Here is a 10,882-nt window from a genome sequence, read left to right on the forward strand (position 1 = left end):
CCGTACGCCCCGCTTTCGGGACCGACCCTCCGGGTTCTCGCACCGGCAGGCGAGAATAGGCGGCGAAGCGCATCGAGGGGGAGATCGCCACGAACACCGACCCGGCCGGTCCCTGGACCCTGGTCGTCCCGTTGAAGCCCTTGGCACGGGCCAAGAGCAGGCTCGCGCCCGCGGCGGGCGCCGCGCTGCGCCCGCGCCTCGCCCTCGCGTTCGCCCGGGACACCGTGACCGCCGCCCTGTCCTGCCGGGCGGTACAGGATGTGGTGGTCGTCACGGACGACACGGAGGCCGGGGCTGCTCTCGCGGCCCTCGGGGCGCGCGTCGTGCCCGACGAACCGGACAGCGGCCTCAACGCCGCCCTGGCACACGGTGAGCGGACCGTACGGGCCGAGCGGCCCGGGGCCGCCCTCGCCGCCCTCAACGCGGATCTGCCCGCACTGCGCCCCACGGAATTGGCCCGGGTACTCGATTATTCCGGCTCATTTCCCCGTGCATTTGTCACCGATGCGGCAGGAATCGGAACGACATTTCTGTCGGCTGCGCCGGGCGTGGAATTGCGCCCGGCTTTCGGCGGTTCCTCCCGGGCCCGGCATCTGGACTCCGGCGCGGTGGAAATCGTCCTGGCCGGAATCGATTCGGTCCGCCAGGACGTGGACACCGGCGACGACCTGCGGGCGGCACTGGCCCTCGGTGTGGGCCCGCACACGGCGGGGCGCTGGGCCGCGGGGGTCTCCTCGCCGGACCGATAGGCTGCCGTTCATGCAGGCGACCTCGTACACGTACGACCCCGAGACCCGCACCGGCAGTGTGCTGCTCGACGACGGCACCCCGGTGGAATTCGACGCCCGCGCCTTCGACGCCGGCGGTCTGCGGCTGCTGCGGCCGGGGCAGCGGGTGCGGATCGAGGGCACCGGCGAGGGTGCGGGGCTGCGGATCACCCTGGTGACCCTGCAGACGTTCTGAACGGCGGCGCGCGCCCTGCGCGGAACAGCCCGCGGGCCGGGCTCCCCGAGGGGAGCCCGGCCCGGCGCGTGTGAGAGGCCCTGCGCTGCTCGGCCTCACTTCTTCCGTGCAGTGGCCTTCTTCGCCGTGGTCTTGCGCGCCGTGGTCTTCTTCGCGGGCGCCTTCTTCGCCGTGGCCTTCTTGGCGGGCGCGGTCTTGCTGGCGACGGCCTTCTTCGCGGCCGTCGTCTTCTTCGCCGCCGCGGTGGTGGCCTTCTTCGCCGCCGCCGTGGTCTTCTTGGCCGCCGCGGTGGTGGCCTTCTTCGCGGTGGTCTTCTTGGCGGCGGTGGTCTTCGCCGCGGTCACGGCCTTCTTAACGGTGGCCTTCTTCGCCACGGCCTTCTTCGCCACGGCCTTCTTGGCCGCGGCCTTGGCCGTCGTACGGGCAACACCGCCCGTGAGGCTGCCCTTGGGCGCCTTCTTCACGGCCACGTCGTGCTTGGGGAGCTTCTTGGAGCCGCTCACCAGGTCCTTGAAGCCCTGTCCCGCACGGAAACGGGGCACCGAGGTCTTCTTGACCCGCACCCGCTCGCCCGTCTGCGGGTTGCGGGCGTAACGGGCGGGGCGGTCGACCTTCTCGAACGAGCCGAAGCCGGTGACCGAGACACGGTCCCCCGCGACAACCGCACGGACGATCGCGTCGAGCACCGCGTCGACGGCGTCCGCGGCCTGCTGACGGCCGCCAACCTTGTCGGCAATCGCTTCTACGAGCTGCGCCTTGTTCACGTCTTCCCCTTCGGAGACATTGCCAGAACGAAAGTGTTCAAGCGTTTTCGCACGTTAGGCAGATATATACCGCAAATCAAACACGAAACGGGCTAATCACCCTAGTGCCGCAACGAAGTCGACCGCTGCACAGTTCCGCAGAGTCAGTCACCTTCGGGGAATCGGCCCTCATCGAGGTCCTTCATCAACCGGTCCAGACGCCTTGCCGCATCCGGGAGATCGTGCTTAGCCGCGGCCGTGATGACCAACAGCTTCCGGGACAGCGCCATCCTTACGCCCTCCGGGACTTGCAGTGCACGCACTCTTGTGTGCGCTTCCTTCAATCGGTCGGCGACTTGGCCGTAAAGCTTGAGTTGGCTGTCGCGTTCCATGCACCGATTGTGCCATCTGGGGCGAGTTGTCGCCCGACGGGGTCTCAACAAGCGACTGCGCCCCCTACCAGAAGGCAGGGGGCGCAGTCCTGGAAACGCGCTGCTCAGGCGTTAATTGTACGCGGCTTGAAGGTCGGCCTTGCCACCTCATAAGTCGCGATGTCCGCTTCGTTCTGAAGGGTGAGGCTGATGTCGTCCAGCCCGTTCAGCAGTCGCCAGCGGGCGTTCTCGTCGAGCTCGAAGTCGGCGGTGATGCCTTCGGCACGGACCTGGCGGGCCTCCAGGTCGACGGTGATCTCGACCGTCGGGTCGGCCTCGGTCAGCTCCCAGAGCGCGTCGACGACCTTCTGGTCGAGCACCACGGTCAACAGCCCGTTCTTCAGCGAGTTGCCGCGGAAGATGTCGGCGAACCGGGAGGAGATGACGGCCTTGAAACCGTAGTTCTGCAGCGCCCACACGGCGTGCTCGCGGGACGACCCGGTGCCGAAGTCGGGGCCGGCCACCAGCACCGTGGCGCCGCTGCGCTCGGGACGGTTGAGGACGAAGTCCCCGTCCTTGCGCCAGGCCTCGAAGAGTCCGTCCTCGAAGCCGTCGCGGGTGACCTTCTTCAGCCAGTGCGCGGGGATGATCTGGTCGGTGTCGACGTTGCTGCGACGCAGCGGGACGGCCCGGCCGGTGTGTGTGGTGAAAGCTTCCATGATTCTCAGACTCCGGCGGGCGTACGGACGTCGGACAGGTCGGCCGGCGAGGCCAGGTGGCCCAGCACGGCGGTGGCGGCGGCGACCTGCGGGGAGACCAGGTGCGTGCGGCCGCCCTTGCCCTGCCGGCCCTCGAAGTTGCGGTTCGAGGTGGAGGCGGAGCGCTCGCCGGGGGCCAGCTGGTCGGGGTTCATGCCGAGACACATCGAGCAGCCGGCGTGCCGCCATTCGGCGCCCGCGGCGGTGAAGACCTTGTCCAGGCCCTCCTCGACGGCCTGCAGGGCGACCCGGACCGAGCCCGGGACGACCAGCATCCGTACGCCGTCGGCGACTTTGCGGCCGTCCAGGATCGCGGCGGCGTTGCGCAGGTCCTCGATCCGGCCGTTGGTGCAGGAGCCTACGAAGACGGTGTCCACGTTGATCTCGCGCAGCGGCTGGCCGGCGGTCAACCCCATGTATTCCAGGGCCTTTTCGGCGGCGTTGCGCTCCGAGGCGTCCTCGTACGAAGCCGGGTCGGGGACGTTGGCCGACAGGGGCGCGCCCTGGCCGGGGTTGGTGCCCCAGGTGACGAACGGGGCCAGTTCTGCGGCGGCGATGACGACCTCGGCGTCGAAGACCGCGTCGTCGTCCGTGCGCAGCGTCTTCCAGTACGCGACGGCGGCGTCCCAGTCCTCGCCCTGCGGGGCGTGGTCGCGGCCCTTGAGATAGTCGAAGGTGGTCTCGTCCGGGGCGATCATGCCCGCTCGGGCGCCGGCCTCGATCGACATGTTGCAGATGGTCATCCGGGCTTCCATCGAGAGCTTCTCGATGGCCGAGCCGCGGTATTCGAGGATGTAGCCCTGGCCACCGCCGGTGCCGATCCGGGCGATGATCGCCAGGATCAGGTCCTTGGCCGTGACGCCGTCGGGCAGTTCGCCGTCGATGGTGATCGCCATGGTCTTCGGGCGGGCCAACGGCAGGGTCTGGGTGGCCAGGACGTGCTCGACCTGGCTGGTGCCGATGCCGAACGCCAGCGCGCCGAAGGCACCGTGCGTGGACGTGTGGGAGTCGCCGCAGACCACCGTGGTGCCGGGCTGGGTCAGACCCAGCTGCGGGCCGACCACGTGCACGACGCCCTGCTCGACGTCGCCCAGCGGATGCAGTCGCACACCGAACTCCGCGCAGTTCTTGCGCAGGGTCTCCAACTGGGCACGGGAGACCGGGTCGGCGATCGGCTTGTCGATGTCGAGGGTCGGGGTGTTGTGATCCTCGGTGGCGATGGTGAGGTCGAGGCGCCGGACCCGGCGTCCGGCCTGCCGGAGGCCGTCGAAGGCCTGGGGGCTGGTCACCTCGTGCAGCAGGTGCAGATCGATGAAGAGGAGGTCGGGCTCACCTTCGGCGCGCCGGACGACATGGTCGTCCCAGACCTTCTCCGCGAGTGTCCTACCCATCGCTTTCCCTCCGGCCGGCGTCTTCGCCGGCCCAACTAGAGATTCGGTGCGCCGCCGTCCGTACCCCCGTGCGGGGCGGTGGCTACGGGCCGTTGTGTGGCCGCCCCTACAGGTTCGCAACTTCCGCCGAAAATTGAACTTGCGTTTCACAGAGTGAGACGGGAGTATCGTCGTATGGACAACTCTAGCGGCGTCGGCGTTCTCGACAAGGCGGCTCTGGTATTGAGCGCCCTGGAGTCCGGTCCGGCCACCCTCGCCGGGCTGGTCGCGGCGACCGGGCTCGCACGACCCACGGCCCATCGACTGGCCGTGGCACTGGAACACCACCGCATGGTGGCGAGGGACATGCAGGGCCGTTTCATTCTCGGCCCCCGGCTGGCGGAACTCGCGGCGGCGGCGGGCGAGGACCGCCTGCTGGCCACGGCGGGACCGGTACTCACCCACCTGCGCGACATCACGGGCGAGAGCGCGCAGCTCTACCGGCGCCAGGGCGACATGCGGATCTGTGTGGCGGCGGCGGAGCGGCTGTCCGGCCTGCGGGACACCGTGCCGGTCGGCTCCACGCTCACGATGAAGGCGGGCTCCTCGGCCCAGATCCTGATGGCCTGGGAGGAGCCGGAGCGGCTGCACCGCGGCCTCCAGGGCGCCCGTTTCACGGCGACGGCGCTCTCGGGCGTACGGCGCCGGGGCTGGGCCCAGTCGATCGGCGAGCGCGAGCCGGGCGTGGCCTCGGTCTCGGCACCGGTGCGCGGCCCCTCGAACCGGGTGGTCGCCGCCGTCTCGGTCTCCGGACCGATCGAGCGGCTGACCCGGCACCCGGGCCGGATGCACGCCCAGGCGGTCATCGACTCGGCCGCCAGGCTCAGCGAGGCCCTGCGCCGCACCGGCTGACGTCCCCGTACACCTCCTGGCCGCCCCAGCGTCGTGGCGGCCCCTGCCAGAACCTCACTTCGCGGACGAACGGTGCGCGAGCCGGTCCGCCGCCCGTCGACCGCGCTCCTCGATCGGCAGTACGCCGGTGGCCGCGGCCAGCCCATAGGCCGGCATGTCGGCGTAGATCGATTCGTAACCGCCCTCGGGCACCACGTACGTCTCGTGCCACAGCCCCACATGCCGCCGGGACTTCTTCTCCTTACGGTTGATCATCGCCCACGCCTTGCGGTGCAACATGTCGGGAGCGCTCGCGTACGCGTAGAGCTTCTCCTTCGACTCCCAGTACTGGACGACGTAGTACGTCCGCGGCGAGCCGGACAGCAGCATGCAGCCGAGCAGGCCCCGACTCGCGTCCTTCCTCAACTCCCGCAGCATGCGCGGCATCGCCACCAGGACGGGGAGCCAATGGTGCACGCCCCACAAGTGGTTGATGCGCATCCCGATGAGCAGGACGACCACCTCGCCCTCGGCCGCCGCTGTCGTCCGCCCCGGAATCGGCTTCGCGAACATGGCCACCGCATCCCTTCTCTTGTTGGAGAGTGTCACTATCCAATGGTTGGATAGTGACACTGCCCAAGAGGTGGCGCAAGGGAAGGCACGGCAATGCGGCTCTCGGAACTGAGCGAGAAGAGCGGCGTCAAGACCGCGACGATCAAGTACTACCTGCGCGAGGGACTGCTGCGACCCGGCCTCCGGGTCAGCGCGACGCAGGCCGAGTACGACGAGAGCCACCTGCGCCGGCTGCGTCTGGTGCGGGCCCTGCTCCAGGTGGGCCGCCTTCCCGTGGCCACGGCGCGCGAAGTCCTCTCCCACATCGACGACGACTCCCTGGGCCGGACGATCCGGCTGGGCGCCGCACTGTGGTCCCTCCCTCACGGCCCGGACCCGGACGAGGGGGCGCCGGAGACGGCGGCGGCCCGCGAGGAGGTCGAACGGCTCCTGGACCGGCTCGGCTGGGCCACTTCGCAGGAGCTGGGCTCCCTGTCCCCCGCGCATCGCGCGCTCGTGTCGTCGGTGGCCACCCTCATCCGCCTCGGCTATCCCTGCGATGTCGAGTACCTGACCGAGCAGGCGCGGCTCATGCACCAAGTCGCCGTCCAGGACCTGGACATGATGGAGACGTACCCCACGGAGGCGGAGCAGGTGGAGACGGCGGTCGCGTCGGCCGTGCTCTACGAGCCGTTGCTGATGTCGCTGCGCAGGATGGCCCAGGAGGAGGAGTCGGCCCGGCGGTACGGGATGTGAGGGAGTGACAGAGAAGGGCCCCTCACCGAAGTGAAGGGCCCTTCTCTGTCGATCTGTTGTACCCCCGACCGGATTCGAACCGGCGCTACTGCCGTGAGAGGGCAGCGTGCTAGGCCGCTACACAACGGGGGCTTGTACTGCTGTTGCATTTCTGCGCTGGGCTACCAGGACTCGAACCTAGAATGACGGTACCAGAAACCGTAGTGTTGCCAATTACACCATAGCCCATGGTGAAGTACCCCCGACCGGATTCGAACCGGCGCTACTGCCGTGAGAGGGCAGCGTGCTAGGCCGCTACACAACGGGGGCCCTAGCGATCCTGCATCGAGATCGTGGGTGCGACCCAGATGATCTCGCGGGAAGGATCTGTACCCCCGACCGGATTCGAACCGGCGCTACTGCCGTGAGAGGGCAGCGTGCTAGGCCGCTACACAACGGGGGCTTGTACTGCTGTTGCATTTCTGCGCTGGGCTACCAGGACTCGAACCTAGAATGACGGTACCAGAAACCGTAGTGTTGCCAATTACACCATAGCCCACCAAAACTCAACCCCTAGAAGGGGTTTTGTTCGGCTTGCGCTTCCCGTTCGGTTCTTTCGTTCCGCTCGGGCGGCGCAGGAAGAACATTACCCGAAGGTGTCCGGCGCTCCAAAACGGGTATTGCCCGCCAGGGTCCGTGCCTCGGATCAGGGTCGGGCCGGTACCAGCAGGCCGGGCAGCTGATCGAGCCCGCTGATGCGGACGAGTTCCGGCCGCCCGCCGCGTCCGCGCCGGTCGAGCCAGATCCCCATCAGCCCCGCGGCGACCGCGCCGCTCGCGTCGATGTCCGGCTCGTCCCCCACGTACGCGACCTCCCGCGGTTCCAGCGCCAGCGCCTCGCACGCCGCGTGGAAAGCACCGGCCTCGGGCTTGGAGACGCCCAGCTCCACGGCGCACACCACGGCCTCGAACCGGTCCCGCACACCGAGCGTGCGCAGCTTCCGGTCCTGGTTGTGGATGCTGGAGTTCGACAGCACGCCGTGCCGGAACCCGTTCGCCAGGGAGTCCAGAGCGGGCAGCGCATCGGGAAACAGCGACCAGGCGGCCTCGTAGTGGGCCGCGTGCCGCCCGAACCAGAGGTCGGCCTCCTCGTCCTCCAGCGCCCGCGAGACGAACTCCCTGACCCGGTCCCGGCGCTGCCCCAGGAAGTCCGTCTCCCCCGCCGCGAACCGCGCCCAGTGCACATCGGTGATCGCCCGCCACGCGAACAGGGCCTGCTCGACGGAGCCGTATCCGTCGGGCAGGCCCTCCTGTTCGAGATGCTTGCTCATGCCGATGCGGTCGGCGCCCGTGTAGTCGAAGATCGTGTCGTCGATGTCCCAGAGGACCGCGCGGATCGTCATACGCCCCAGCGTATGTGCCGGGGTCCGGGGCGTGGCGGGTTCGCGCAGGTGTCCGCCGGCCGATTCCCGGGGAACGGCGCAGGGGCGGCCCCGGTGTGATCCGGTGGCCGCCCCTGCGGGTGTGAGTCGTACGGCTACGCGGCGGCCAGCCTGGCCAGCGCCGCGTCGATGCGGGCCACGGTCTTCTCGCGGCCCAGGATCTCCAGGGACTCGAAGAGCGGCAGGCCGATCGTGCGGCCGGTGACCGCGACGCGGACCGGGGCCTGGGCCTTGCCGAGCTTCAGGCCGTGCTCCTCACCGGCGGTGAGGATGGCGTTCTTCAGGGCGTCCGCGTTCCACTCGGCGGCGGCCAGCTTGGCGCGGGCTGTGACGAGCAGGGCGTCGGAGCCCTCCTTCATCGCCTTGGCCCAGGACGCCTCGTCCGTGGCCGGCTCGTCGAGGAAGAGGAAGTCGACGTTGGCGGTGATGTCCGAGAGGACCGTGACGCGCGTCTGGGCGTACGGGGCGATCGCCGCGAACCGGTCCGCGTCGAAGGCCTCCGGGGCCCAGGGTGCGAACGGGGCCTTCAGCCAGGGGCCGCACGCCTCGGTGAACGTCTTCACGTCCAGCTTGCGGATGTGCTCGGCGTTGATGTGCTCGCACTTCTTCAGGTCGAAGCGCGCCGGGTTGGCGTTGACGTCCTTGATGTCGAACGCGGCCACCATCTCCTCGACGGAGAAGATGTCGCGGTCCTCGGCGATGGACCAGCCCAGCAGGGAGAGGTAGTTGAGCAGCCCCTCGGGCAGGAAGCCGCGCTCGCGGTAGAGGTTGAGCGAGGCCTGCGGGTCGCGCTTGGAGAGCTTCTTGTTGCCCTCGCCCATGACGTAGGGCAGGTGGCCGAAGGCGGGGGTGCCCTTGGCGATGCCCAGCTCGATGAGCGCCTTGTAGAGGGCGAGCTGGCGCGGGGTGGAGGAGAGCAGGTCCTCGCCACGCAGGACGTGGGTGATCTCCATCAGCGCGTCGTCGACCGGGTTGACCAGCGTGTAGAGCGGCGCGCCGTTGGCGCGGACGATGCCGTAGTCCGGCACGTTCTCCGGCTGGAAGGTCAGCTCGCCGCGGACCAGGTCGGTGAAGGTGAGCGCCTCGTCGGGCATCCGGAAGCGGACGATGGAGGTGCGGCCCTCGGCCTCGTACGCGGCGATCTGCTCGGCGCTCAGCTCGCGGCAGTGGCCGTCGTAGCCGGAGGGCTTGCCGGCGGCGCGGGCGGCGTCGCGGCGGGTGTCGAGCTCCTCGGTGGTGCAGTAGCAGTGGTAGGCGTACCCGCCCGCGAGGAGCTTCTCGGCGACGTCCTTGTAGACGTCCATGCGCTGCGACTGGCGGTACGGGGCGTGCGGGCCGCCGACCTCGGGGCCCTCGTCCCAGTCGAAGCCGAGCCAGCGCATCGACTCCAGGAGCTGGTTGTAGGAGTCCTCGGAGTCGCGGGCCGCGTCGGTGTCCTCGATGCGGAAGACCAGGGTGCCGCCGTGGTGCCGGGCGAAGGCCCAGTTGAAGAGGGCGGTGCGGACCAGGCCCACATGGGGGTTGCCGGTCGGGGAGGGGCAGAAACGTACGCGGACGGGAGTGTTAACCACGCTTGATCACCTTGTTGGTGAGAGTGCCGATGCCTTCGATGGTGACGGCGACCTCGTCGCCGACATGGAGGGGTCCGACCCCTGCGGGAGTGCCGGTGAGGATCACATCGCCCGGGAGCAGCGTCATGGCTTCCGTGATGTGGACGACCAGATCCTCGATCGAGCGGATCATGTCGCTCGTACGGCCGAGTTGGCGTTGCTCGCCGTTGACCGTGGCCTGAATCGTCAGGTCGCCGGGGTCGAGGTCGGTCTCCACCCAGGGGCCGAGCGGGCACGACGTGTCGAAGCCCTTGGCCCTGGCCCACTGCTTCTCGCGCTTCTGGGCATCGCGGGCGGTGACGTCATTGGCGCAGGTGTAGCCGAAGATGACGTCCTTCACGCGCTCACGCGGCACTTCACGGCACATCCGGCCGATGACCACGGCCAGTTCGGCCTCGTAGTGGAGCTCGTTGGAGAAGGAGGGGTACTCGATGGCGTCGCCGGAGCCGATCACCGAGGTGGTGGGCTTGAAGAAGGCGACGGGGACGTCCGGTACCTCGTTGCCGAGTTCCGCGGCGTGCTCCGCGTAGTTGCGGCCGATGGCCACCACCTTGTTGGGAAGCACGGGCGGCAGGAGGCGGACCTTGCTCAGCGGGACCTTGGTGCCGGAGAGCTCGAACTCGGCGTACGGAATGCCCTTGATGATGTCGAGGACGAGACCATCGGGCCCCTCGCCCTCGACGGCGCCGAAGGCGACATTGCCGTCGATGGAGAACCTGGCGATGCGCACGGGTTGCTGTCGCCCCTCACTTGCTGGCTGGCTGAAGACTGACGCTCCAGGCTAACGCCTCGCTCTGTGGGATTTGCCCGAAAGGAACGCCGCCCGGCGGGTGGGCCGACGCCGTCCGGCGGGTGGGCCGACGCCGCCCGGCGGGTGCGCCGACGCCGTCCGGCGGGTGCGCCCGTATGGCGCCCGCAAGCCTTCGAAGACGGGGTCCGCCCTGCCCGGACGGAGCTCGGAGCACCGGGAAGGAGCCGCCGGGGCTCCGAGGGCGGCGTGGCGGGGAAGCGGACCGGGCGGCGCGAGGGGCAGCCCCCGGAGCGAGGCGTCGAACGCGGGCGAGGGGACGCCGCCCGCACGCGTCACTCCGCGGCTGCGGCGGGGACCGGGGCTTCCATGAGGATGGTGCGGCGGGGGTTGGCCGTCTGGGTGGGCAGGTCGACCGCGTGCTCCGGAACGTCCGGCGTCCGCAGCTCGTCGGCGTCCTTGAGGTGCGCCAGCGTGGTGCGCCGGGGGTTGGCAATGTTGCGGAACATCATCGTCGTCTTCATCTGCCGTTCGGACCCTGTCGGTTACGGGCGCCGCCCGGAGGGGCGCCGGTTGTCGGATTTGCCATCCCTGTAAAGCGCCAGGCTAAACATCCGATTCCCTTCGGAAGCCCGGATGAGACGGCGATCATCATGTGAGTTTGCTCACGAATGCATCGACAATTACCCCATTCCGGGCG

Annotated in this window: 13 protein-coding genes and 5 tRNA genes; 4 read left to right on the forward strand and 14 right to left on the reverse strand. The window is 69.2% G+C overall.

Going from position 1 to position 10,882, the window contains the following annotated elements:
• Window positions 1–71 precede the first annotated feature (71 nt).
• Both cofC and ACZ68L_RS18235 read left to right on the forward strand, forming a co-directional pair.
• Window positions 72–749: a 2-phospho-L-lactate guanylyltransferase gene (cofC, locus tag ACZ68L_RS18230; RefSeq protein ID WP_469578158.1), complete on the forward strand. Its 678-nt coding sequence runs from the start codon at window positions 72–74 to the stop codon at window positions 747–749.
• 10 nt (window positions 750–759) lie between these two features.
• On the forward strand, window positions 760–963 hold the full coding sequence (locus tag ACZ68L_RS18235; RefSeq protein ID WP_469577891.1) for a hypothetical protein: 204 nt from the start codon (window positions 760–762) through the stop codon (window positions 961–963).
• A gap of 95 nt (window positions 964–1,058) precedes the next feature.
• Here ACZ68L_RS18235 and ACZ68L_RS18240 read toward each other — a convergent pair whose 3' ends face one another.
• The 4 genes from ACZ68L_RS18240 to leuC form a co-directional block, all read right to left on the reverse strand.
• Window positions 1,059–1,727, reverse strand: coding sequence for an HU family DNA-binding protein (locus ACZ68L_RS18240; RefSeq protein ID WP_469577893.1), 669 nt, complete (start codon window positions 1,725–1,727; stop codon window positions 1,059–1,061).
• Window positions 1,728–1,870: 143 nt separating this feature from the next.
• Window positions 1,871–2,098 carry an SCO5555 family protein gene (locus ACZ68L_RS18245; protein WP_072487271.1) on the reverse strand — a complete coding sequence of 76 codons (228 nt, stop codon included), beginning with the start codon at window positions 2,096–2,098 and terminating at the stop codon, window positions 1,871–1,873.
• A gap of 104 nt (window positions 2,099–2,202) precedes the next feature.
• On the reverse strand, window positions 2,203–2,796 hold the full coding sequence (leuD, locus tag ACZ68L_RS18250) for a 3-isopropylmalate dehydratase small subunit (RefSeq protein ID WP_469577895.1): 594 nt from the start codon (window positions 2,794–2,796) through the stop codon (window positions 2,203–2,205).
• Window positions 2,797–2,801: 5 nt separating this feature from the next.
• Window positions 2,802–4,226 (reverse strand): 3-isopropylmalate dehydratase large subunit, encoded by a 1,425-nt coding sequence (leuC, locus tag ACZ68L_RS18255; RefSeq protein WP_469577897.1) that lies wholly within the window; start codon window positions 4,224–4,226, stop codon window positions 2,802–2,804.
• Between the two features lie 174 nt (window positions 4,227–4,400).
• Here leuC and ndgR point away from each other — a divergent pair, with 174 nt between their 5' ends.
• Window positions 4,401–5,117 carry an IclR family transcriptional regulator NdgR gene (gene ndgR / locus ACZ68L_RS18260; protein ID WP_014048551.1) on the forward strand — a complete coding sequence of 239 codons (717 nt, stop codon included), beginning with the start codon at window positions 4,401–4,403 and terminating at the stop codon, window positions 5,115–5,117.
• 54 nt (window positions 5,118–5,171) lie between these two features.
• On the opposite strand, the gene ACZ68L_RS18265 is transcribed toward ndgR, so the two are convergent.
• The gene (locus ACZ68L_RS18265; protein WP_469577900.1) at window positions 5,172–5,669 is read right to left on the reverse strand and encodes a DUF4188 domain-containing protein; all 498 of its coding nucleotides are present in this window, start codon (window positions 5,667–5,669) and stop codon (window positions 5,172–5,174) included.
• A gap of 93 nt (window positions 5,670–5,762) precedes the next feature.
• Between ACZ68L_RS18265 and ACZ68L_RS18270 the strand changes: the two genes are divergently transcribed.
• On the forward strand, window positions 5,763–6,404 hold the full coding sequence (locus tag ACZ68L_RS18270) for a MerR family transcriptional regulator (RefSeq protein ID WP_469577902.1): 642 nt from the start codon (window positions 5,763–5,765) through the stop codon (window positions 6,402–6,404).
• A 59-nt stretch (window positions 6,405–6,463) separates the two neighbouring features.
• Here the strand turns inward: ACZ68L_RS18270 and ACZ68L_RS18275 are convergent.
• From ACZ68L_RS18275 to ACZ68L_RS18315, 9 genes are all read right to left on the reverse strand, one after another.
• Window positions 6,464–6,536: transfer RNA gene (locus ACZ68L_RS18275), tRNA-Glu, on the reverse strand.
• A gap of 24 nt (window positions 6,537–6,560) precedes the next feature.
• Window positions 6,561–6,632: transfer RNA gene (locus ACZ68L_RS18280), tRNA-Gln, on the reverse strand.
• An 8-nt stretch (window positions 6,633–6,640) separates the two neighbouring features.
• Window positions 6,641–6,713, reverse strand: a tRNA-Glu gene (locus tag ACZ68L_RS18285).
• 60 nt (window positions 6,714–6,773) lie between these two features.
• Window positions 6,774–6,846: transfer RNA gene (locus ACZ68L_RS18290), tRNA-Glu, on the reverse strand.
• A 24-nt stretch (window positions 6,847–6,870) separates the two neighbouring features.
• Window positions 6,871–6,942 (reverse strand) — tRNA-Gln (locus ACZ68L_RS18295).
• 147 nt (window positions 6,943–7,089) lie between these two features.
• A complete protein-coding gene (locus ACZ68L_RS18300) occupies window positions 7,090–7,785 on the reverse strand; it encodes an HAD family hydrolase (protein WP_469577904.1) in 696 nt (231 codons plus the stop codon).
• Window positions 7,786–7,919: 134 nt separating this feature from the next.
• Window positions 7,920–9,395, reverse strand: coding sequence for a glutamate--tRNA ligase (gltX, locus tag ACZ68L_RS18305; RefSeq protein ID WP_469577906.1), 1,476 nt, complete (start codon window positions 9,393–9,395; stop codon window positions 7,920–7,922).
• A complete protein-coding gene (locus tag ACZ68L_RS18310) occupies window positions 9,388–10,164 on the reverse strand; it encodes a fumarylacetoacetate hydrolase family protein (protein WP_469577908.1) in 777 nt (258 codons plus the stop codon). The genes gltX and ACZ68L_RS18310 overlap by 8 nt, the downstream gene beginning before the upstream one ends.
• A 353-nt stretch (window positions 10,165–10,517) precedes the next feature.
• Window positions 10,518–10,706, reverse strand: a complete 189-nt coding sequence (locus ACZ68L_RS18315) for a hypothetical protein (RefSeq protein ID WP_469577910.1) — start codon at window positions 10,704–10,706, stop codon at window positions 10,518–10,520.
• Window positions 10,707–10,882: the final 176 nt, after the last annotated feature.

Source organism: Streptomyces sp. NPDC104309 (assembly GCF_055584025.1).